Genomic DNA, 22720 nt, shown 5'->3' on the forward strand with positions numbered 1-22720 from the left:
ATCACCCTTACGCTAGATATCTGCTGGTAGGAGTGACTTTTTCCAGACTAAAGTCCTCCCACTCATGGTAATCTATATTTTGGACCAAATAGGCCAAGAGATCTGCACACTCTTGTTTACATAGATAGATGCCGAAAAGGCCTTTTTGCTTGTCTACGCAAAAGGTTCTCTTGCTGTCAAATATCTTAATTAGATCTGCCCAGGAGCCCAATACCAATAATTCGTCCTGATTTTTTACGGTCTGAATAATTTTAAATGTCCCGTTTAGAGAAGAAATGTTCATGGCTAAAAATGAGTTATTACTCTTGTAAAAGTAAAGACAAGCATCTCCTGTCTCAATACGTATAATCACGTATTTTTCGACTTCACATCTCTTTTTTTGAATTTTATCCTATGATATCCCGATTTCTCTGAGCCCAAAGAAGCAAAGAATTGTGCTTTTTCTCCAGATTCAGCTTTGAAATCACATTGCTCCTGTGCTTATCAACAGTCCTTTCAGAGATGAAGAGTTTGTCCGCGATTTCCTTGGAGGATAGCCCATCAGCAATTAGGCGGAGAATCTTGGTTTCTGAGGGCGTTAATGGCTCGGAAAGCTCCTTCAAAGGTTGTTTTCGATCATTTTCCCAAATTTTTTCACTAAAAAACTTTCCCCCTTTTTTAATGATGCTGATAGCATCTGTCAATTCTCCCAAGGCAAACTCTTTCAAAATATAACCTGAAAACTGAAGTTCCTTGGCTTTCTGAAGAATGAAAAGCTCTTTGTGAAGAGTCAATAGAATCTTTTTTGTCGACAGACCGAGCTCATTCATTTTCTCTCCTACTTCGAGACCAGTCATTCCGGGCATTTCCAAATCCATCAGAACAATTTCCGGTTTCAATTCCAAAACCTTTTCCAGCAACTCTTTTCCATCACTGGCTGTGGCCAAAACATGAAGCCCCAAGTCCTGAAGAAAATCTTTTAATCCTTTCAACAGAATCGGATGATCATCTGCGATGATTATGGTAGTGATTGACTCAGGCATAAACCGTAAATGTAAATTGACTCCCCTTCCCCTTTTCGCTGCTTACCTTCATTATCCCCTGAATAGCCGCAGTTCGCTCCTTTAGGGTCTTTAATCCCAAACTCTGGAAGTCGTGGTACCTCTCTGAAAAATCAAAGCCCTTTCCATTGTCTTCGATTTTTAGCTGAATTTCATTTTCCTTTTGGCCGAGACATACCCGAATTGCAGTAGCCTCCGCATGTTTGAGAATATTATTCAGACATTCCTGCAAAATCCGGTAGAGGTGGAGTTCCTGCACCTTGGTGAGAGAGTCATCCAGCTGATCAATCTCAGCGCTGACAAATAGCTCTGTTTCCCGGTCTATCTGATCCAAAAGCTGCTCTGTAGCTTTGGACAAGCCCAATTTCTCCAACTGCATGGGATGAAGAGACCTTGCAATCGCCCGCAACTCAGAAATAGCCGTATCCAGCATTTCCCCTGTATTTTCGTCTCGGCTAAGGGCTACTCTGTTTTTGATCAAAAGGAGACTTTGGCCCAAGCCATCATGCAAATCCTTGGATATTCGTTTTCTTTCCTCTTCTTGACTGATGAGCAACTCATGGGAAAATCTTTCCTGAAGTTTTTTCTCTTTTTTGGCTTGCTGAAGGCTTTTAGTCAAAAATCCCCCACCTCCTACAATAAGCAATCCACCGATTACGAACAGAAACAAGCGGGTTCTTGCTTCGGATTTGAGACTGACCTCTTCCAATTCCCTGGTTTTGTCCAGAATTTCCCTTTCTTTCTTCTCTGTCTCATAGAGCGTCTGATAGTAGGCAAATGTGGTGGTTTTATTCGCTGAGTTGAGGGAATCTTTAAAGCTGTTTAAGTTCTTCCAGGTGGCTGCGGCCTCCTTCGTTCTACCAAGATCCTCATAAGTTTGAGCCACTATCTCCATGCCTCGGATAATGTGGTCCATATCATTGGTAGGTTTGACTTTTTTCAAGTAGGCGATAGCCAGTTGATTAGCTTCTTCAGTTTTTCTTTGGTTTCTCATTAACAAAGCCTCCGTATAGAGCCAAGAGGGATTGTTTTCGAGAAATTGCGGAACGGAGGGGATCAGCTCCTTTGCCTTTTGATAATAGGAAAGTTGCTGTTGAATATCCTCTTTTTTCCCAAAATAGTTAGCAAATGCAATAGTAAGCATAAGGTCAAAATAGGGCCTCTCAGGCTCTAGAGGCCTCATTTCTTCAATTTGGAGAAGTGTGGCCAATTGTTCATCGTATCGGTTTTGCTTTCGCAAATCCTCTGCTCGATTGTAAAGCTGGATTCCGATTTCCCCAGACTCATTTGATTCCCGATAGGCTTCAATCAAGGTCTCTCTTATCTTATCGGCTTCTTCATAAATGCCAAAACGGCTAAAAAGAATGGCCATCCCTCCAGTCACATAGTTTACATAGTCTTTATCATCCAGCAACTCATAGATATCTCTGGCTTGCTGGTACTTTTCCATCGCATTGAGCAAATCTCCCTGGTAATCATAAGCTTGACCGGCAAAAAACTCTGCATCCGCAACAAATATTGAATCCCCGGGTCCAAATCGTGAGATAGATTCCTGGTAATAATAAATGGCAGAATCAAATCGGGAAAGGTTAAAAAAAGCGCCCCCTAGTTTGAGGTAAACATTTCCTTTGACCCGGGAATCCTGAATTTTTTCTTCTTGGGATGCGGCTTCCTTCAGAAACTTAATTTTCTCCTCTACAGATTGTACTCCTGGGGATTGGGAGTGAAAAAAAGCAACCGCCCAGCTTCCAAACTTATCCTTATCATCCAGTTTTCGGGTCAATTCCAAAAGCCTTCTCAAGTAAACTCCAGAAAGAGAATCTTCTTCAGGAGTCTCCTGATAAAGCATTTCGAGAGTAGAAAGCTCCTCTTGGCTAGTAAGATTACCTCCTTCCAAAACTTGTTCTAAGCTGTCTCTTTTTTGGGCAAAAACAGCAGCTAGAGGAGCAAAAAAAAGGCAGCAAATAAAAAGTTTGATATTATTCAATTGCATAGTTAAAGATATCAATTGAAATATAGGAAAACAGATTTTTTAACTCAGCAGCTAAAAAAAGGTTACTTTCAACCTCATTCCAGCAAATTTATTCGGAGAAGTATCCTTATTAATTCCAATCAATGTCTCCAAGCCTTGCCTACGTGATCGAAGAGTTGAAGAATCACTCTTTCCCCGAAAAAGCTTCTTTCTTTCCCAAATTTTTTAAAGCTTTCCCAGGAGGATACGGAGAAGGAGATCTCTTTTTGGGAGTCAAAGTACCCCATCAGCGAAAAGTGGCAAAAAAAGTTTATCGATTTATCGAATTGGATGAGCTTTCAAAACTGATTCAACACCCCTACCATGAGGTCCGTCTCACCGGACTTTTGGCCTTGGTCTATCGGTATGAAAAGACCAAGTCTGAAGCGAATCAAAAGGATTTGGTGGACTTTTACCTTTCCCATTTGGACTATGTCAATAACTGGGATTTGGTGGATAGCTCTTGCCATCACATTCTTGGTCATTTTTACCGGAAGCAGGACAAATCCCTTTTTTACGAATTGGCTGATTCCGGTCACCTTTGGAGGCAGAGAATAGCAATGATCAGTAGCTATTTTTGGATCAAAAAAGGAGAGTTTGCCGATGCCTTGGCCTTAGCCGAAAAGTTAAAAAACCATTCCCACGACCTGATGCATAAGGCGGTTGGCTGGATGCTTCGGGAGATCGGTAATCGGGATTTTGAGGTAGAACTGGGGTTTTTGAAAGAACACTACCAAACTATGCCTAGGACGGCTTTGCGTTATGCGATTGAGAAGTTTCCTGAAGAATTAAGGCAGGATTTTTTGAAGGGAAATATCTAGAAATACGTTTGAAATAGACTCCGCTTCGCTTCGTGAAATACTATTGAAATAAGAACTTCGATACTTTTGATACCTTCCAAAAGTGCAATATTACGCCTGACGCAGGAAGACTTATTTCTACAGCATTTCCACTGTATTTCACTTTTATTCAATCCCTTCCAATTCACTCAGTTCCAACCAAGCCAGTTCCAATTCTTCCAATTCTCTGTCGATGGCTTGCAGACGATTGGTCCAAGTCATCAATTGATCCATATCTGAGGTACCGGCAGCGATTTGATCCGTGATCTTGACCTTTTCCTCTTCAAGCTTGGCGATGGTCTCATTGATTTTTTTGAATTCTTGCTTTTGCTTATAGCTAGCTTTTGCCTTCGAAGTAGACTCAGATTTCACGACACTTGCTTCTTGCTTCTCGCTTCTTGCTTCTTCGGTCTTGATACTTGAGTCTTGATACTTGATACTGTTTTCTTTTTCCCATTCCCTGAAATCGGTATAATTCCCTGGAAAATCCCGAATCACTCCCTCTCCTTCAAAGACAAACAAGTGCTCCACCAGTCGATCCATAAAGTATCTATCGTGCGACACAATGATCAGGCAGCCTGGAAAATCATCCAAAAACTCCTCCAGAATATTCAAAGTCATCAAGTCCAGATCATTGGTCGGTTCGTCGAGGATGAGGAAGTTGGGATTCTTAATCAAGACCATAAGCAACTGCAATCTGCGCCGTTCTCCTCCACTCATCTTTCCGATCGGAGTAAACTGCTGCTTGGGAGGAAAGCCAAACTGCGTCAAAAACTGACTCACGGTGATCGTCTGTCCTTTGTCCAGTACCACGACTTCTGCCACTTCCTTGACCACATCAATCAACCGTTTTTCCTCATCAAATCGGTCCTCTTCCTGACGATAGTAGCCAAAAGCAGTCGTTTGACCAGCTGTTACTTTTCCAGAATCCGGATCAAGAAGTCCGGTGATCATTTTGAGAAAAGTCGTCTTTCCAGCACCATTTGGCCCGACTATCCCCACACGATCTTTCTTTTTGAAAATATAAGAAAAGTCTTTTATGAGGGTTTTGTCATCGAAAGACTTGCTGATTTTATCAATTTCGAGAATCTTATTTCCAAGCCGTTGTGTCGAAACAGTTAACTCAATATCCCGCTCCTCGCGCTTGGTAAAGGCCTTTTCCTTGGTTTCTTCGAAAGCATCCACCCGATACTTGGCCTTGGTGCCTCGGGCCTTGGGCTGTCGGCGAATCCAATCGAGTTCTTTTTTGTATAGGCTTTTTGCCTTTTCGATTTCAATATCTTCAATCTGAAGTCGCTCAGCTTTTTTATCCAAAAAGTAGCCGTAGTTGCCTTGGTAACGGTGGATTTTCCCTTGATCAAGTTCCAGAATTTCGTTGGTCACTTTATCCAAAAAGTACCGGTCGTGGGTGACCATAAAGATGGACAGGTTGGCCTTAGCTAAATAATCTTCCAGCCACTCGATCGTCTCCAAATCCAGATGGTTAGTAGGTTCGTCGAGCAGGAGCAAGTCCGGCTTCTCCAAAATGGCTTTGGCCAAAGCCACCCGCTTGCGCTGACCCCCCGAGAGGTTGCCCACAGGAAGCTCGGTGTCGTGAAGACCTAACTTTCCTAAAACCTCTTTCACCTGATATTCAAAATCCCAAGCCTGAAGCGCATCCATTTTCTCGAACAGTTTAGCCATCTGAGCGGAATTGTCGATGCCACGCTCGGAGTCCAACATGGCTTTGTGGTAGTCCTCAATCACACGCAGTACCTCTGAATTGCTCTGGTCAAAAATGGTCTGATAAATGGTCAGATTGGATTCAAAAACCGGATTCTGATGCACATAAGCAATCTTCACGGAGTTGTTAATTGCCACTTGGCCAGTATCAGGGATTTCCTGACCCATGATGATTTTCATCAGCGTGGACTTTCCCGCCCCGTTGATTCCCACTAAGGCGATTTTTTGACCTTGGGAAATACCGAAAGAGATATTTGAAAAAAGCTTCCGTTCCCCGAAAGCTTTGCTGAGATTTTCAACCGAAAGGTAATTCATGCCGCAAAAGTAAGGGAATTACTCTTGAAACACGGTAGAAATACAATCGAAATAGGGCCTCCTTTATCAAACGAAAAAACTATGGAAAACTCCTTATTTAAGGCTATAAGTATTTCACCGACCGTAGGGAGGTTTATTTCTACTGTATTTCGCAAAGCATATTTATTTTAGTCCCATGAAAACCATCCACGACATCCTCAAACTCGGCGATCCTAGACTCTACGAAGTATGCGAACCAGTCCTGAAATCAGACCTCACTTTGGTACCGGAATGGACTCAACAGCTGCACGAAGCTATGGAAGACATCCGTCGGGTGTATGGATTTGGCAGGGGAATCGCCGCACCGCAATTGGGGATCATGAAACGGATGTTTTACCTGAATTTGGATCGTCCATACATCATTCTCAATCCGGAATTGAAAGTACTCAGCGAGGAGCTTTTTGAGCTTTGGGATGATTGCATGAGTTTTCCCAATCTACTGGTGAAAGTAAAGCGCCACCAAAGCCTAACCTTGGAATACTTGGATGAAAACTGGGAAAAGCAAAGCTGGACGGTAGAAGGTGCGGTCTCAGAACTCATTCAGCACGAATACGATCACCTTGACGGAGTGCTGTGCACCATGCGGGCTATTGATGAGAAGAGCTTTAAGTGGAAGGGATAGAGGGAAATATGATTGAAATACAATAGAAATAGATCCGACTTCGTAGGATGAAATATCAATTATCGGCTCATTTTTCTAAGAAATAGAGTTCAAAATCAGATAAAATTGAGCCGTATTTAATCGATTTTTTGAAATTTTTGAGCCGATCTGATCTCAGGGTTTCATTTTTTTACGGAGCGAAGCGGAGTGTTTTTCAATTGTATTTCAACTGTATTTTCATTGTATTTCCCTTCTCCTATCTTTATCCCATGAACTTCCCGACCCTTTCCGATATCCGAGCGGCACATGCCCGCATTCAGCCCTTTATCCATCGCACGCCCATCTTGACTTCCTCCGCGATCAATGAAATTGCAGGCTGTGAGATCTTTTTCAAATGCGAAAATTTCCAAAAAGTCGGTGCCTTCAAAGCCCGAGGCGCTGCCAATGCGGTCATGAAACTCAGCCCTGAAGAACGAGCTAAGGGTGTGGCTACGCACTCTTCGGGAAATCATGCAGCCGCCCTCGCCCGAGCCGCAAGCGTGGCGGGAATTCCTTCCTATATCGTGATGCCCTCCAATGCGCCCGAGATCAAAAAGAAAGCAGTCAAAGGCTACGGAGGAGAGATCATCGAATGCGAACCCAATCTCAAAGCCCGGGAAACTACCCTCGAGGCAGTCGTAGATCGTACAGGAGCCACTTTTATCCCTCCTTATGATTTTATGGATGTGATCGAGGGTCAGGCCACCTGTGCCTTGGAACTTCTAGAAGATCAACCTGATTTGGAAATCGTCATGGCACCTGTCGGAGGAGGAGGGCTTTTGGGAGGAACAGCTCTGACAGCTCACTACTTGAATCCAGAGATCGAAGTTATCGCCGGTGAACCTGCCGGAGCGGACGATGCCTATCGCTCTTTTCATGCTGGACATATTATTCCACAAACCGGGCCCAACACCATCGCTGACGGACTCTTGACTTCATTGGGTAAGCTCAACTTTGAGTTGATTCAACACTATGTCGATGATATGCTGCTAGCCACTGACCCGCAGATTATCGATGCCATGCGATTGGTCTATGAGCGGATGAAGATCGTGATCGAGCCCTCCTGCGCGGTTCCCTTGGCAGCCTTATTGGCAAATAAAGACCGATTTGCTGGCAAAAAAGTCGGAATTATCCTTTCTGGTGGCAATGTGGATTTAGGGAAGTTGCCGTTTGATTGAATACTCTTTTAAAAAAAAGAAATTTAGAAAAGTGGTAAGCACTAAAGGAATGCCCAAAAACATCAAACCACCAGCATTTTGCCCCCATCTTTTTGAAACCAAGAATAACCAAAATCTAGAAATAGAAAAGGCCCAAATCTCTCGAATTGGGCCAATCATTTACCAAACTCTCAGGAAAAACCTAGTAATTCTTCGTAAACACACTCCCAAGAATCTGATTGTCTCACAAATACTTTCAGCTTAATTTCACTGTTTAGTTCAAAAGTTTTTTGTTCCAAAACAATCCCATAAAACTCTTGATTTTTCCCCTTTAATAAGATGGGATACGAGTAAGAATAAATGGTCTTTTTAGGTATAAAACCTTGGGCTTTATATAGCTTTTCCTTGCAAGAAAGTTTATCCAATTCGATTTTTAAGGTGGCTTTGGATGCTAAAATATGTTCAATTTTTTCTTTGTCTTTTTGAGTCAAAGAGCTATCTAAATCAAAGGTTTGAAATCCTCCTCTTGAATTAATATTTTTTGTAGGTAAATCTGAATAAGAATCAAAACCCCAGTCTTTCCAGATAAGTGACTCTTCGTCTATTAATATATTATTATTTACCCCGCAGGAGAGATAGTTGATTAAATCATATTCGCTAGAATTTTTGCATTGCATTACTCCAAATCCAAGTAGGATCGAGTTAACAAGGATCAGTTTTAGCATCACTATTATTAACATATTCATTTATTATATTATTATGAATTCTAATCCGCTCACTTTCAGAAGGCACTAAAACTTTATAGGACTCAAACCATACATATTGGTTATTGCTTGAATTGAAACTTTTTGCAGATAATCCTCCCCATGCTATTTCCTTAAAGTAACTGGAAGGGATATTACTTGCCCCCCCATTTGCAAGGTGCCATTGTTCGAGTGAGTACCCAATTGCATCCACATACTGAGCCATAAAATTATGGTGAATATCTCCAAGATCTAATCCTACTGTTAAAGCATAATTCATTAACCCGTTTTGTATTACTCCTTCCTCCAAAGGAGCACATCCTACATACAATAAATATGCATGAACAATTTCATGAAGAATGGTTCTAGCTATAGATAATTTTGTTGCAGTCTCCAAATAATTATTATTTAGATTAATTGTTACTTCATTTTTCCCCGTATAAATGTTGAACTTAATATCTCGATCAGTAGAATTACTTATATTTGAGTTTTTAATTATAAACTCAAAACCATTGGCATTGTCTAATAAATCAATAATTTCATTCATTTGATTTAATTGACCAATGCTAGATCTTAATTTTGAAGTTTTTAATACATTTTTTAGGATCGAACTTGCGCAGGGATTTGAAAGGTGGTTTAAAATAGTGGTTGTTGGATTATTAATTATCGGTACATTATAATCACAATCAGTGCAGCCTTCATTTCCATTCGCAAACTCATAATAGAATTCTCCATCAATATTTATTGCTCCAGGAGGAGGATTATTATCCATTGAACCAGAACAAATTACTTCTACAATAGTGATTGAATGAAGAGTTACTCCAAGCCCTAGAGGATCATCATCAGCCGGACCTGGGGAACTACTTGTCCAAACAACTTCTCTAGTGATTTGTCGGCAATCACTTAGAACACGAGAACTTAAATTACCCGGAGTCCCAAACCTATTTGTTTGGGCTATTTGCCCTTCATTTATTTGGAATCCTATAAAATGATGTTCATCGTAGGTGAAAATATCAATTTGGCCAGACCAATATTGGTTCAGTCTATTGAACGAGATATTTTTCATTTTTCCAATAGAATACTCATCATTAGGAAAGTATCTCGCAATCAATGGATCAAATCTATCCTCAGTCGGATGTTTGATAAAAATTATATTTTGAACTACAAAATTGGCTGGATTTTGGTTAGGAAAGCTATCTAGCATACTGGCGGGGAAATATTTGGTTGCATTTTCCAAGCTTACTTCAAATACTTCCCTTCCATCTGGAAAATAGTAATGATGAAACTTGTTCCAGTCTGGTTCTTTTTCAAAAAAAGGAAGGATAAGTTCTTGGGATTCTGTCCGATAGTTGGAACCCTGTTCAGGAAGCCGGAGTTTAGTTTTGTTTTCTTCAAACCAAGTCTTAACCTTGGCGAGCTGATTGATTTCAGTTATCTCGATTTTAGGCGCCTCTGGCTCTGGTATACAAGAACTAAGAAGCAAATTCAAAGTGATCAAGAGCGCTAGAAAACCTAAAAATCCGGATCTACCTACTTTTTTGTACTGGGGGGGGGGGCAAAAGTGTTTTTCATAAAATAATGTTAGATTAATAATTAAAAGATTTCATAATGTAAAAATTACCTCAGTAACTCACAAACTGAAACTAAAAAAATTAAAGCCCAAATCTCTCGACTTGGGCCCATTTTCAGATTTCATACTTTATACTTCTTCATTTACTTCTTGCTTTCCGCCACTGCATGATGCGCAGCTCTTGCAGCAAAAGCCATATAGGTCAAAGATGGATTTTGAGTAGAAGTAGAAGTCATGGAAGCTCCATCCGTCACATAGACATTCGGCACGGCATGAAGTTGATGGTTGGCATTGAGTAGGGAGGTTTTTGGATCCTTACCCATTCGTACCCCGCCCATTTCGTGAATGTCCAAGCCAGGTGCCTGCTTGCTGTCGCTGGATTGGATATTGGTAAATCCAGCTTTTGTAAACATCTCGGTCATCTGCTCGATGTAGTCCTTAACCATTTTCTCATCATTCTCATCGTAATCCACGCTGATGCGAAGTTGCGGCATTCCCCATTCGTCTTTCAGATTGGGATCGAGGGCGACAAAGTTAGATTCCTTAGGAATCGTCTCCCCCATCATGTGCGAACCCACTCTCCACGGACCGTACTTATCCGGATTGAGGAGGCTGTTTTTCAAGTCCATTCCGATACCGCTGGTATCCGGACCTACCCCACGGCTGGCAGAGAATCCTGCAGCATAGCCTCGAAGGAAGTCCGTCTCCTGCTTGTACACGTTTCGGAATCTTGGGAAATACCCGCTGGTTGGTCTACCGCCTGAAGTGGTGTATTCGGAATGTCCCTCGTATTCACCCGAAACTCGAGCTCTGTAATTATGGAAAGCGACGTATTTACCCAAAAGCCCATTGTCATTTCCAAGTCCATTCGGGAATCGATTGGATGTCGAATTCAGCAAAATCGCATTGGTGTTTAATGCCGCTGCATTGACAAAGATCACATCGGCATAAAACTCTTCCGTCTCTTTGGTCAAACGGTCAATGATACGAACGCCGGTAGCTTTTCCTTTTTCCTCATCATAAATCACGGAGTGAACCACTGCATCAGGGCGGATGGTTAGATTACCCGTCTTCAAAGCCCAAGGAATGGTCGAGGAATTGGAGCTGAAATACCCCCCGAATGGACAACCACGTTGGCAGAGGTTTCGGTTTTGGCAAATGGCCCGACCTTGCTGCGCATAGTATTCCGCATTGCCGTGAATGTGTGCACAGCGGGCAGAGATCATGTGACGGTCATTGCCGTAGTGCTTTTTGAGTTGCTCCGCAAAGTATTTCTCCACCACATTCAGCTCATAACCCGGTAAAAACTCCCCATCCGGAAGGTGAGCGATGCCGTCTTTGAAGCCTGAAACTCCGGCAAATTTCTCCACATGGCTGTACCACTTTTCGATGTCTTTGTACCGAATCGGCCAATCCACAGCAAATCCATCCCGTGCCGGACCCTCAAAATCAAAATCAGACCAACGCTGCACCTGTCTTGCCCAAAGGAGGGATTTTCCTCCCACCTGATAGCCCCGAATCCAGTCAAAAGGTTTCTCCTGCACGTAAGGGTGATCGGTGTCTTTCACAAAAAAGTGCATCGCATCCTCACGGAAAGCATAGCATCGGCTGATGACTGGATTAGCTTCCTGAATCTCCTGAGGAATCTGATTCCGATGAGGAAATTCATAAGGAAGCATATTCGTAGTGGGATAATCTACATTGTGCTCCACGTTGCGGCCGCGCTCCAGCATAAGGGTTTTTACTCCCAAATCGCAAAACTCTTTGGCAGCCCAAGCACCACTGATGCCCGAACCGATGACGATGGCTTGATAGGTTCGCTCCTGTTTGCTTCGGATATTCAGATTAGCCATTGATGCGAGGTTTTTGAAGGTCAGAGATTAGCACGGCGCCATTGTATTCGCCGGGAATAAGGGAGTAAGGAATGATTTCAGTTTGGATGTACTCGGAAGCCATATAGCCTTGGATGGTAAATCGCTTGGTGGAATTGACAAAGTAGGCGATGGCTGCTTTTCGCTTGCCCTCCTCGGTATCATCCCCTTCCAATTTGGCGGCATCGAGGATCAGCTGCTCTTTTTCTTTCACAGAAAGGGCTTCATATTTTTTGCCTAGCGTTTGATTCACATAATCCGGGAAAGCCGATAAACCAGCGGTGAATTTCTCCTGATTTTCCTTGGTAAAGCAGTCATTGACCATGACCAGGATAAAATCAGCTACATCCAGATCCAAGGCCCCTTTGATCTCCCCTGCAGGGATTATGGTATCAGAAATGGCTCCGAGAAGGGCTTTTTGGGAAGCAGTAACTTTGAGTTTTTGGTACGCGGCGAGGATGTCTTCTTTACTGAAATCGCAGGAAGGAATCAGGGCAAGTCCTCCGGAGATCAGCGCAATATGCCGCAAAGCATGACGTCGGTTCATAATTAAGGAAATAGATAGATTGGGTTTAAAGCATTTGAAGCTAGAAAGTAGGGATTTTATGGAAAAATCCCTACCTGAATTTGACGAGAAGCGGCTTATCGGGTGATTATTCCAAACTCTCCGTAGGTTGCCGGATTTCCGTCTGTAGTCCGAAGTGCCTTCAGCTTGGCAAATCGTGCCTTAACCACATCCAGCCGAATCATCTGTTCGATCGGGCTATTCTGGATATTGGCAAATTCCCCCCGGGCAATCTGAATCCAATTTTTCCCATCGTTACTTACTTCCAAGGCATACTCTGCGATGTAACCGGTTGGGTATCTGGCTTGCATAGGCAGATAGATAAATCCTTTCAAGTCCACTTCTTGACTTAAATCGATTGTCAAATCATTGGTTTTGGATGTCCAATAAGAATTGGGCCGCTCGTCGATGGCTCGAATGGCTAAAGAATCGGATGACATGACTTTCCAACTCCCTTTGGCCAAGTCAAAATCCATTCGGGCAGGATCGGAAGATTTACCTGATTTGGGATCGAATACAATCGCATGAACCGTAGTTGGCTGAACAACTTCAAATTCTCCCAAATAGGCATTTTCACCTGATTTTGGAGTGCTTCCATCAGTGGTAAAATAGATTTCCAAATCACTCTCAGGAGCTTCTATGCTGACTTTCCCTGCAGGAGTTCGGGTAATCTTGGGAGGAAAAAGCAAAGCCGGAGCAGAGTAAACCCCGATCTCGGAAATCACGGGAATCCCTTTTCCATCCAGGAAATTGATGCGGATTTTCTGTGCTTTGGTATCAGAAAATCTCAAAATCCGCTTGTAACCTATCGTCGTGCCTTCTGCGATTTTTTCCCAGTTTCCGTTTACCTCTTTTTCCAGGGAAAAAGCTTTCACGCGTTGCCCCAGATTCACAAACTCCTGGATCAAGAGCCGGTTGAAGGAAACTGATTTTCCAAAATCCAGCTCTACCGAAGCCTGCATCTCACCATCGGGAATCGTCCAATAAGTATTGAAATCCCCATCGCTAAGATTCTCCGCTTTATAACCTTTCCCTCGGTCTGAACTTGCTGTAAAGGTTGCTTCTGTGGCAAGATTGACCGCAAAGTCTTCCTTAATCTTGGCGGCCATTTTCAAGATCGCTTCTTCGTCTTTTTCATGAATCAACCCTCGAGTATCTACCGGGAAATTGATGAGCAAAGAGCTGTTTTGCCCGATGCTTTTGTAGTAAATCTCCATCAGTTCGGGCAGTGTTTTCACCTTGTGATCCTCATAGGCATGGTAGTACCATCCCGGACGGATGCTTACATCAGACTCGGTAGGCACCCAGTGGGTTCCGTTTTCCTGACCTGTGGCCCATCGGTCAAAATCCTGCATTCCGGCATAAACTGAATCCCGCATGAGATTAGACCAAGTAGTCTCGTAAGCGAATCCATGCTCATTTCCCACCCAACGCACATCGGGGCCCGCATCGGAAAACATCATAGCATTGGGTTGCAGCTCTCGAACAAGCGCTTGGGTAGTCGGCCAATCGTAATAGCTGAATTTATCGACTTTTCGCTCCTCATTTGCCCCGCCGTACCAGCCTGTTCCTCCATTGGCCCCGTCAAACCAGACCTCGTAGATTTCTCCATAATTGGTCAGTAACTCAGTCAGCTGATTGCGCATGTAGGTGATGTACTCGGGCTTGCCATAGTCAGGGTGATTGCGGTCCCAAGGGGAATAGTAAATCCCGACTTTGAGCCCATATTCCCGACAGGCATCTACAAATTCTTGAATCAAATCCCCCTTTCCATCCCTCCAAGGACTGTTTTTCACTGAATGTTCGGTGTATTTGGATGGCCAAAGGACAAATCCATCGTGGTGCTTGGCCGTGATGATCAGCCCTTTCATTCCAGCTTCTTTGGCAATTCGTGCCCATTGCCTTGCATCCAAGGCAGTGGGGTTGAACTGCTCCGGTTTTTCATCTCCAAAGCCCCATTCCCGATCGGAGAAGGTATTCATGTTGAAATGAACAAAGCCGTAAAACTGCAGCTCCTGCCAGGCGATCTGACGCTCGGTAGGAATGGGTAAAATGGGTTCTGGAGGGGCGGCTTTTTCGGCACAAAAACTCAATCCAAGCGCTAAAAGTGGCCAAGCGTACTTCTTCATAATTGGGAAATTAAGCTTAAAACCTACCGATTTTGCTTGGGAATCAAAAACAAAAATTGACCACCGGGTAGGTTTGGAAACCTTTGCACAGAAAATCGGCTTTTGTCTAAGTCTTTCCTTGTAATTTTCCTTCATGAAAAAAGCATTCACCCTACTCTTTTTCCTGATTTCTTTTGGGCTACAAGCTCAAATCCAACTCAAAATCACCGATCAGATCAGCGGACTTCCTCTGGAAAATGTCCGGGTAAAAGCAGACAAAACCATTCAAAGAACCAACGCATCGGGCATCGTCTCTTTTCCGGGAGAAAACCTGAAAATCTCCTTCGCCTTGGAAGGCTATGAAAGCTTGGAACAATCTTTTTCCAGCGGAGAGTTTGAGGTGCAACTGATCCCAAGCGTGCTCAATCTTTCTGCAGTAACCGTGACTGCATTCGAATCCGAGCGTCCTCTTTTGGAGCAATCGGCAGCCGTGGTCCGAGTTTCAGAACGGGACTTTAGTCGCTTCAATGAGATTTCTCCTGTCAACGCGTTCAATCAAAAAGCAGGGGTCAGAATCGAAGAGCGGGCACCGGCCAGTTATCGGGTTTCGATCAGGGGTAGTTCGCTTCGATCACCTTTCGGAGTGCGAAATGTGAAAGTCTATTGGAATGAGGTGCCTTTTACCTCACCCGATGGGACTACGGCTTTAAATCTGTTGGATTTGTCCAATATCCGTACCTCGGAAGTGATCAAAGGACCTTCCGGCAGCATTTATGGTGCAGGAAATGGGGGAGCCATTTCACTGTATAGTCAGCCGAATTTGGCAGAAAACCGCATTTCCACCGATTTTTTAGCTGGAGATTTTGGGCTTTCACGATTTCGATTGGGAATTTCCCAGCAAGTGGGAGAAGGTGGGATCGAAGCTTCTTTTGTCAGTCAAAAATCGGATGGCTATCGGGAGCACTCTGCAGTAGACCGTCAGGTATTTCAGTTGGGGGGATTTTTTCCGGTTTCCGAAAAGCAGGAAATCCGCACCCAACTCTTGATTTCAGACCTCGATTACCAGATTCCCGGAGCGCTCAATGCAGACCAATTGGCGGAAGATCCAACCCAAGCCCGCCCGGGTTCGGTCAACCAAAACAGCTCTATTTCCCAACAGGCAATCTTGCTTTCTTTGGGGCATTTATACCGATTTTCAGAGAAAACGAGCAACAACACGACGATCTATCTCAACACCAACAATTTCGAAAATCCATTCATCCTGGATTATAAAAAGGAATTGGGCTTTGGGTATGGACTCCGTACCAAATTCACTCATGAGGGCAGATTGGGCGAAAAAGCGCTTCGCCTGATTGCCGGGGCGGAATACCAAAATGGAATCACAGATGCCCAAAACTTCGGCAACCGCAACGGAGTGGCTGACACAGTTCGATTTGCTGACAAGCTTCGGGCTTACCAAGGCTTCTTTTTCCAGCAAGCTGAATTGAATTTCACAGAAAAGCTCTTGTTCACTTTAGGTTTAAGTGAAAACTTCTCCGGTTACGAAATTGACCGGCAGATCGATGCTGCAGGAGGGCCGACTGGGCTTCAAACCCGAACTTTTGACCCGATTGTAGTACCAAGAGTTGCGCTGAATTATCGTCTGAACTCATTCAGTTCGGTCTATGGCTCGATCAGTAGCGGCTTTTCTCCTCCTACGATCGACGAAGTCCGAACTAATGAAGGAAGTGTCAATCTTGACTTGGAAGCAGAAAAAGGGATCAATTACGAAGTCGGCTATCGCTTGGGAAAAGAAAAGTTCAACGTCGAGCTGATTGCTTACTATCTCAAACTGGACGAGACAATCACCACCTTCACCAATGAAAACGGGGTCGTTCTTTTCCGAAACGCGGGTTCGACGGACCAAAAAGGGATCGAAGCCTCAGTGGATTATGCCATCCTAAGAAATGCCAATGGATTCCTCAAGGAATTTCTGGTCGGAACCGCCTACACCGGGCAGTTTTTCACCTTTGCGGACTATTCAAAAGGAGCCAATGACTTCTCCGGAAATGACCTTACGGGTGTGCCTCCTCATACCTTGGTGAGCCGAATCGACCTAAGAACCCATGCAGGAATTTACCTGAATTTTACCCATCAGTTTACCGAAGAGCTTCCTCTCAACGATGCCAATACGATCTATCAGGAAGCCTACAACTTGGTTAATTTGAGAGCAGGCTGGGTGAAAAGTCTGGGGAATTTCGATCTCGAGGTTTTCGTGGGAGTGGATAATTTATTGGACGAAAGCTACAGCTTGGGTAATGACCTGAATGCTTTCGGAGGTCGATTCTTTCAGCCGGCACCGACTAGGAATTGGTATGGGGGAGTGAAAGTTGGATTGAATTATTGAACGGACCGCAGTAGAAATACGCTGCGCGAAATACACAAAGTTGAAATAAGCTACGCGAAATACAATAGAAAAAAACTTCGCTTCGCTCAGTGAGATAGAAAGTCGACATGATCCCAAGTATTTCATCCTGATTTATCAGGATCTATTTCCATGGAATGTTACGAAGTATATTTCCACTATATTTCAATTGTATTTCAGCAAAATCATGAAGCAGCTAACCTTATTTATCTTTGCGTTTTTTATTTCTTTTTTGGCTTTTTCCCAAGAAGAAAAAACCGAGACCAAATGGGTTCCTCGGGATCCAAAGAAGTTTGAAACGCCTCACTCCGGCACTTTCTATGGCCAGAAAATCACCTACAAGGCAGTGGTCGGAGAGACTTTTTTGAAAAACAGCAAAGGGGAAGTCACCGGAGCGCTTTGGTCTACTTCCTACATCCGAGAGGGTGTTGACACTTCCAAAAGACCGGTGCTGTTTATATTCAACGGAGGACCGGGATCAGCCTCGATTTGGTTGCACATGGGTTTTTTTGGACCAAAAGTAGTCAAGACTGACTCCGAAGCCAAAACTGATGACGGGGCCGCGCCTTATCGATTTGTGGAAAATAATCAGGCACTTTTAGACATCACAGACCTGGTTTTCATCGATCCGATTGGGACGGGATTCAGCCAAGTAGAAGGTGTGGGAAAAACCTCCGATTTCTGGGGTTTGAATGAAGATGCGGCTTCAGTAGCTCAGTTTATGCGGATTTGGGTGACTCAGCATGGAAGATGGCAAGCTCCAAAGTTCATAGCTGGAGAAAGCTTTGGCACCACCCGGGCAGCTAAGGTTGCGGAAGTACTCGAAGAAGGCGGACAAACCATGGCTTTGAACGGAATTATCCTCATCTCTCAGGCCTTGGATTATGCCGGTTCTTCGAGTTGGGCGGATAACCTCACCTCCTTTTTCACTTATCTCCCTTCTCAGGCAGTGACCGCTTGGTATCATGGAAAAGCCGGAAAAGGCAAAACCATCGAAGCCTTTGCACAAGAGGCTAGGGAGTTTGCCTATGGAGAATATTTGGAGGCATTGTTCTTGGGAGAAAAGCAAACCCAAGCCCAAAAAGAGGCAATCGCTGAGAAATTGGCCTATTTTACAGGTTTAGACAAAGGCTACATTTTGCGCTCAGATAATCAAATTCTGATGCACCGATTCAAGAAGGAATTGCTTCGGGAAGAGGGAAAAGCTATTGGAACCTTGGATGGAAGATATTTAGCAACCGAAACCGACAAAGTAGCCGAAGGACCTGTTTTGGGAGACCCAGCAAGCTACATGACCGGAGCGGCTTATACGGCTGTGTTTAACGACTACCTGATGCGGGATTTAAAGGTGACCATGGACCGACCCTATTTCACATCTGCCGAGGGAATGGGTGGCAATTGGAACTGGAAACCTGTTCCGGATGGAGCTTACTGGGAACCGAGCTATGTGAGTACAGCACGGGCTTTGAGCGAAGCCATGCACCGAAATACGCAGATGAAAGTGATGGTGGCCAATGGGTATTACGACTTGATCACTCCGTTTTTTGATTCGGAATACACCTTTGCCCGACACAATTTTCCTCAGGATCGCATCGAAATGACCTACTACGAAGCCGGCCACATGATGTATAACCGACAGGAAGATTTTGATGCTTTGGCCAAGGATGTAAGGAAGTTTTTGGAGGGGATGTTGAAGTAAAGATCATGGAAGATTTGCAAAAAAATCAACCGCGAAAAGGATGGGCTGAGGCTTTTAAGGAAATGCATGAGGCGGATGATGACCAGCTCTTAATCCCTGATGTTTTCGAGGACGAATCATTTCTTTTGGATCCGGAAAACGATTGGAAAGACGATGAAATTTCAGACCAATCCAAAAAACATCCGTAAATTATAGCCTATGAATTATTTGGTTTACATAAGCATCGACCCCAATATCCGATTTGGAAGACCCTTTATTAAGGGGACTCGCATCAGTGTGTCTGATGTCCTAGGCTGGATGGCTTCTGGAATGAGTATGGAAGAGATAATGGCTGATTTTACAGAGTTGACAATAGATCAGCTAAAAGCTTGCTTAGCATTTGCAGCAGATCGGGAGCAGAAGTTGAAATATGCCTAGTCAAACTTATGGCTTTACTTTTTGTAATAAAATGAAAACAAGATTAGGACTGAGATTAATTCTAAACGTGGAAATGGTAAAAAGACCATTCAATTTGTTAGTCTTTTTCAGTCTTTATTTTTCCCTTGGGATTAACTTAAACTTTGCCTTCGCACAAAGTGAGTCCACCTCTAAAGAGCTGACTGATGATCAATATGAATTGCTAAACTTGACCTATCATCGTCATGAAAACGACGAATTTAAACTTTATCATCAATCCATTGGAGATCCTTCCTGGATAGATCGCTTATTGGAACTAAAATCGGAGGAATTTTTATTGCTTTATAAATTTACTGATGAGGAATTACCAGCTGTATTGGATAGGCTTCCGGAGTTAGGTTCAGAGCTCTCTGCCAAATTTTTAGATAAAAATAAACTTAGCTCAAAGACAAAATTGAAAAGAAAGAGAGAGGATGAGTCGATGGTCTACATAGCAGAACCCATCATTTACTCGAATTACGCCTTTGTTCTTATTCGCAAACCAAAATCTGAAACGGTATATGTTTATTATCGTAATCCCGAATCAGGTTGGACAGAAGAATGTGTGATACCACTTGCCTTTGTGATCGAATGCTATTTTGGCTAATTGAATTATTCTAAATGGAAAGGAACCTTTTTTCAATCAATCTCGCTTAATTTTCCAACAGTGTAAATCCAAACCATCACCATGCAAAAACCCGATTTCAATACCGAAGAAGTAACCAAAATTATCCGTGGACGTCGATCTATGTTTGTCGCCCAATTCAAAGAAAATGATCCAGTAGCCGACTCCATCATCGAGGAAATGCTCGAAAACGCCAACTGGGCCCCAACTCACAAACTCACCCAACCTTGGAGATTTATTGTCTACACCGGTGAGGGCTTGAAGAAATTTGGTGACTATCAGGCCGAAATGTACAAGATGCGGGCCGAGAAAAATGGAACTCCCTTTATCGAAGCCACCTACCAGAAATTCAAAGAAAACCCAACCAAAGCTTCCCATGTGATTGCCATTTTGATGAAGCGAACTGAAGGTTCTGGCATTCCGGTGATGGAAGAAATCGCAGCGACTGCCATGGCGGTTCAAAATATGTACTTGACCGCTTGTGCCCATGGATTGGCTTGCTATTGGGGAACAGGAGGTCCGACATTCTGGCCGGAGGCTCGAGAAGATTTCGGATTGGAAGGAGAGGATATTCTGATGGGCTTCTTCTACGTGGCTAAACCTGCTACCGACAACTGGCCTGCCGGAAAGCGCGAGCCGATTGGAGAAAAAGTCAATTGGGTGAGGGAGTAGGCTCTTGACTCAAAACAAGATTGGCTTTAACTTAGAATTTAAAATTCTAAAGAGATGAGATTTTTGAAGGAGAATGCGATTAGCATTTACAAAACACTTTTATGGATTGTTTTAATGGGACATGTTGCAGATTGGTTTTTGGATTTCACCGATGAAACCAACCGACTCCTAAGTACAGCCATGTTTTGCCTTATTGGAATAGCTTATCTCACCTTCGCTTGGGCTTTTGATAAAATCTGGTTGAAGACCATTTTCTTGTTTTGCGGGATTTATGTGATTCTGATGAATTTCATTCCGGATTTTGGATGGATAAAAACCATCATCGGAATCGTCTGCACCTTGACTCCTTTAATCATCCAGAGATTCATCCCGGAAGAAAAAGAAGAAGTCATTAATTCATAATTCAATAAAAAAGGAAGGTGATGAGCCTTCCTTTTTTTGACTTGCCAGTTTATCTAGGAAAAATAAAATTTTTCAATCTTACACCTCTTCCCCCACCCAAAAAATCTCTGCTCCTTTGATCTCGGTAATCCCTTCTGGAACTTCCACTTGGGTAAGGTAAATAAGAGGCAAAAACAGTTTCCCATCTGCATTGCTGATTTCCAAAGGCATTCCTTCTTTTCCTAAAACTCGGATCTTCGAGGCTACAAACCACTTTTTAAATTCCTGGGTCTTGACCGGATAATATTTCCATCCGGCATCCAAAAGGGTCAAATCCATGAACTCCAGTTCTGGAGCCAAATCCTCCCAATTCTGATGCGCAAATCCGACCAAATGAGCTCCTTTGTGCTGGGTGGCTTTCAGGTAAAGCAGGCCTTCATTCAAAAAGCTTCCTTTTTCCGCCGTCAGAAACTTCACCGGATATTGCTCCTCGAGCAGGTGTAAGTTTTCCCGCTGAAACCGATCCTCCGCCAAAATCACATCCACCTTAATTCCCCAGCTGAGCACCTGCTCCAAGCATTCCTGCCAAACCAATACCGTCGGCACCCACTCCAATAGCGGAGAAACCAAATCAAAGCTTAGCCCCTCCGTATCGAGAATCAACACGGCAGGCTCCTGCTGCTCTTTGACAAAATGGTGGCTGGACATCAGTTCCAGAGTTTTTGGTAGAAGTTAAACACATTTTCAAAAGCTAACTTGCGAAGTTGAGCCTCTGATAAGCTTTGGCTCAAATGCTCCAAAATATCTGGGTATTTACTGGAGTTTTCTGCCAAAGGAAAATAGAATGGATGCCGCTTCGGATCAGGAAAATCTTTCGTGTAAAAGAAATCCGCCCCAAAGCTGATGGCATTTTCACCCATTTTGGCACCATAGAGCAGGTGTTCGTACAATCGCTCCGGCACTTCCCGATCCAAAAACTCTCGCAAGAAATTCACTCCAATTATCCCTTCCCGATGGATGATTTCCTGGGCAAATTCATCGCTGAGATTCCGCTTGTGATCCCAAATCGCCCGAAAATTGGAATGGCTGGCGATGACAGGTATGGGGAGATGATGTCTGTCAATATGATTCAAAATCCCTTCCGCAAGCAAGTCCGAAGTATGGGAAAGATCAATCGGAATCCGCTTTCCCGCCATGTAATCGAGCAGTCGCTTTCCATCTTCTTTCAGCCCAATTCCCTCGGTATAATTTCCACCTCCGAATCGGTTTTCGGTATGATGGGTCAGACTGATATAGGCCAGACTTCCTGCCTTTTCGACAATTGAATCAAACTGACTGTAGATTTCCGGCCAAGTAGCCGACTCATTGCCAAAACCAGCCGCATTCTCAACCGAGGCGATGATGCCGATTGGTCCTTCAGGAGTTTGATTTTTTATAAAATCAGCATCAAATCGGGTGACGGTTTCACTCTTTTTGCGAAGCAAATCGGAAAAAATCTCCGCCTGACGGGTAGCCAACTGCATACTTCCAAGTTCCACCGTGGTGTAAATGGCCATTACCTGCATTCGGACTCCACCCTCTTTCATCCATGGAAAAGCACAGGCAATTTGATCTTTGGAAAAAGGGTCTGCCCTAGGAACATTCGCCAGGAAGGACAACAGATCACAATGCAAATCGGCTATTGGGTATGTCATGGGTTTTGGAATTTTTATAAACAAAAGTACGATTTACGAAGTACGAATTACGAGGAACTGAAGATCCTCGAAGGTTTTAGCAATTTTTACCCTTTTAAAATGGTTAAGAATTTTACCGCATTATTTGGACAATTGTTCAAAATCTAATTGACCACTGATTATAGATTCAATACCTATATTTGGAAGGAAT

21 protein-coding genes are annotated in these 22720 nt (G+C 43.5%); 10 read left to right on the top strand and 11 right to left on the bottom strand.

Annotated elements, in window-relative coordinates; genetic code table 11:
• Positions 1 to 7 precede the first annotated feature (7 nt).
• The 3 genes from AAA938_RS11255 to AAA938_RS11265 all read right to left on the bottom strand — a co-directional run bounded on the left by AAA938_RS11255 (position 8) and on the right by AAA938_RS11265 (position 3033).
• Positions 8 to 283 (bottom strand): hypothetical protein, encoded by a 276-nt coding sequence (locus AAA938_RS11255; RefSeq protein WP_338228828.1) that lies wholly within the window; start codon positions 281 to 283, stop codon positions 8 to 10.
• 103 nt (positions 284 to 386) lie between these two features.
• Positions 387 to 1022, bottom strand: coding sequence for a response regulator (locus AAA938_RS11260; RefSeq protein WP_338228829.1), 636 nt, complete (start codon positions 1020 to 1022; stop codon positions 387 to 389).
• Positions 1015 to 3033: an ATP-binding protein gene (locus tag AAA938_RS11265; RefSeq protein WP_338228830.1), complete on the bottom strand. Its 2019-nt coding sequence runs from the start codon at positions 3031 to 3033 to the stop codon at positions 1015 to 1017. Before AAA938_RS11265 ends, AAA938_RS11260 begins: the two co-directional genes overlap by 8 nt.
• Before the next feature lie 122 nt (positions 3034 to 3155).
• On the opposite strand from AAA938_RS11265, the gene AAA938_RS11270 reads away from it, so the two are divergent.
• Positions 3156 to 3872 carry a DNA alkylation repair protein gene (locus AAA938_RS11270; RefSeq protein WP_338228831.1) on the top strand — a complete coding sequence of 239 codons (717 nt, stop codon included), beginning with the start codon at positions 3156 to 3158 and terminating at the stop codon, positions 3870 to 3872.
• Between the two features lie 144 nt (positions 3873 to 4016).
• Here the strand turns inward: AAA938_RS11270 and AAA938_RS11275 are convergent, their stop codons facing one another.
• Positions 4017 to 5927, bottom strand: coding sequence for an ABC-F family ATP-binding cassette domain-containing protein (locus AAA938_RS11275; RefSeq protein WP_338228832.1), 1911 nt, complete (start codon positions 5925 to 5927; stop codon positions 4017 to 4019).
• A gap of 175 nt (positions 5928 to 6102) precedes the next feature.
• On the opposite strand from AAA938_RS11275, the gene AAA938_RS11280 reads away from it, so the two are divergent.
• Together AAA938_RS11280 and AAA938_RS11285 are read left to right on the top strand one after the other, a co-directional pair.
• A complete protein-coding gene (locus AAA938_RS11280; RefSeq protein ID WP_338228833.1) occupies positions 6103 to 6588 on the top strand; it encodes a peptide deformylase in 486 nt (161 codons plus the stop codon).
• Positions 6589 to 6836: 248 nt separating this feature from the next.
• Positions 6837 to 7784: a pyridoxal-phosphate dependent enzyme gene (locus AAA938_RS11285; protein ID WP_338228834.1), complete on the top strand. Its 948-nt coding sequence runs from the start codon at positions 6837 to 6839 to the stop codon at positions 7782 to 7784.
• 170 nt (positions 7785 to 7954) lie between these two features.
• Here the strand turns inward: AAA938_RS11285 and AAA938_RS11290 are convergent, their stop codons facing one another.
• From AAA938_RS11290 to AAA938_RS11310, 5 genes are all read right to left on the bottom strand, one after another.
• Positions 7955 to 8488, bottom strand: coding sequence for a hypothetical protein (locus AAA938_RS11290; RefSeq protein WP_338228835.1), 534 nt, complete (start codon positions 8486 to 8488; stop codon positions 7955 to 7957).
• Complete coding sequence (locus AAA938_RS11295) at positions 8466 to 9989, bottom strand: hypothetical protein (RefSeq protein ID WP_338228836.1); 1524 nt, start codon at positions 9987 to 9989, stop codon at positions 8466 to 8468. Before AAA938_RS11295 ends, AAA938_RS11290 begins: the two co-directional genes overlap by 23 nt.
• A gap of 230 nt (positions 9990 to 10219) precedes the next feature.
• A complete protein-coding gene (locus tag AAA938_RS11300) occupies positions 10220 to 11929 on the bottom strand; it encodes a GMC oxidoreductase (protein WP_338228837.1) in 1710 nt (569 codons plus the stop codon).
• Positions 11922 to 12494, bottom strand: a complete 573-nt coding sequence (locus AAA938_RS11305; protein WP_338228838.1) for a gluconate 2-dehydrogenase subunit 3 family protein — start codon at positions 12492 to 12494, stop codon at positions 11922 to 11924. Before AAA938_RS11305 ends, AAA938_RS11300 begins: the two co-directional genes overlap by 8 nt.
• A gap of 95 nt (positions 12495 to 12589) precedes the next feature.
• The gene (locus tag AAA938_RS11310) at positions 12590 to 14641 is read right to left on the bottom strand and encodes an alpha-L-fucosidase (RefSeq protein ID WP_338228839.1); all 2052 of its coding nucleotides are present in this window, start codon (positions 14639 to 14641) and stop codon (positions 12590 to 12592) included.
• A 133-nt stretch (positions 14642 to 14774) separates the two neighbouring features.
• Here AAA938_RS11310 and AAA938_RS11315 point away from each other — a divergent pair, with 133 nt between their 5' ends.
• From AAA938_RS11315 to AAA938_RS11345, 7 genes are all read left to right on the top strand, one after another.
• The gene (locus AAA938_RS11315; RefSeq protein WP_338228840.1) at positions 14775 to 17006 is read left to right on the top strand and encodes a TonB-dependent receptor family protein; all 2232 of its coding nucleotides are present in this window, start codon (positions 14775 to 14777) and stop codon (positions 17004 to 17006) included.
• A gap of 205 nt (positions 17007 to 17211) precedes the next feature.
• Entirely contained in the window at positions 17212 to 18723 is a 1512-nt protein-coding gene (locus AAA938_RS11320) for a S10 family peptidase (RefSeq protein WP_338228841.1), read from the top strand.
• A gap of 5 nt (positions 18724 to 18728) precedes the next feature.
• Positions 18729 to 18911 carry a hypothetical protein gene (locus AAA938_RS11325; RefSeq protein WP_338228974.1) on the top strand — a complete coding sequence of 61 codons (183 nt, stop codon included), beginning with the start codon at positions 18729 to 18731 and terminating at the stop codon, positions 18909 to 18911.
• Positions 18912 to 18921: 10 nt separating this feature from the next.
• The gene (locus tag AAA938_RS11330) at positions 18922 to 19140 is read left to right on the top strand and encodes a DUF433 domain-containing protein (protein ID WP_338228842.1); all 219 of its coding nucleotides are present in this window, start codon (positions 18922 to 18924) and stop codon (positions 19138 to 19140) included.
• The gene (locus AAA938_RS11335) at positions 19133 to 19765 is read left to right on the top strand and encodes a hypothetical protein (protein WP_338228843.1); all 633 of its coding nucleotides are present in this window, start codon (positions 19133 to 19135) and stop codon (positions 19763 to 19765) included. The genes AAA938_RS11330 and AAA938_RS11335 overlap by 8 nt, the downstream gene beginning before the upstream one ends.
• An 81-nt stretch (positions 19766 to 19846) precedes the next feature.
• Positions 19847 to 20455, top strand: coding sequence for a nitroreductase family protein (locus AAA938_RS11340; RefSeq protein WP_338228844.1), 609 nt, complete (start codon positions 19847 to 19849; stop codon positions 20453 to 20455).
• 54 nt (positions 20456 to 20509) lie between these two features.
• Positions 20510 to 20857, top strand: coding sequence for a hypothetical protein (locus tag AAA938_RS11345; protein WP_338228845.1), 348 nt, complete (start codon positions 20510 to 20512; stop codon positions 20855 to 20857).
• Between the two features lie 78 nt (positions 20858 to 20935).
• On the opposite strand, the gene AAA938_RS11350 is transcribed toward AAA938_RS11345, so the two are convergent.
• Together AAA938_RS11350 and AAA938_RS11355 are read right to left on the bottom strand one after the other, a co-directional pair.
• The gene (locus tag AAA938_RS11350; protein ID WP_338228846.1) at positions 20936 to 21544 is read right to left on the bottom strand and encodes a thiamine pyrophosphokinase; all 609 of its coding nucleotides are present in this window, start codon (positions 21542 to 21544) and stop codon (positions 20936 to 20938) included.
• Positions 21544 to 22530, bottom strand: a complete 987-nt coding sequence (locus tag AAA938_RS11355; protein WP_338228847.1) for a dipeptidase — start codon at positions 22528 to 22530, stop codon at positions 21544 to 21546. Before AAA938_RS11355 ends, AAA938_RS11350 begins: the two co-directional genes overlap by 1 nt.
• Between the last annotated feature and the right edge of the window lie 190 nt (positions 22531 to 22720).

Source organism: Algoriphagus taiwanensis, from assembly GCF_036245645.1.
In the GTDB taxonomy this organism is placed as follows: domain Bacteria; phylum Bacteroidota; class Bacteroidia; order Cytophagales; family Cyclobacteriaceae; genus Algoriphagus; species Algoriphagus taiwanensis.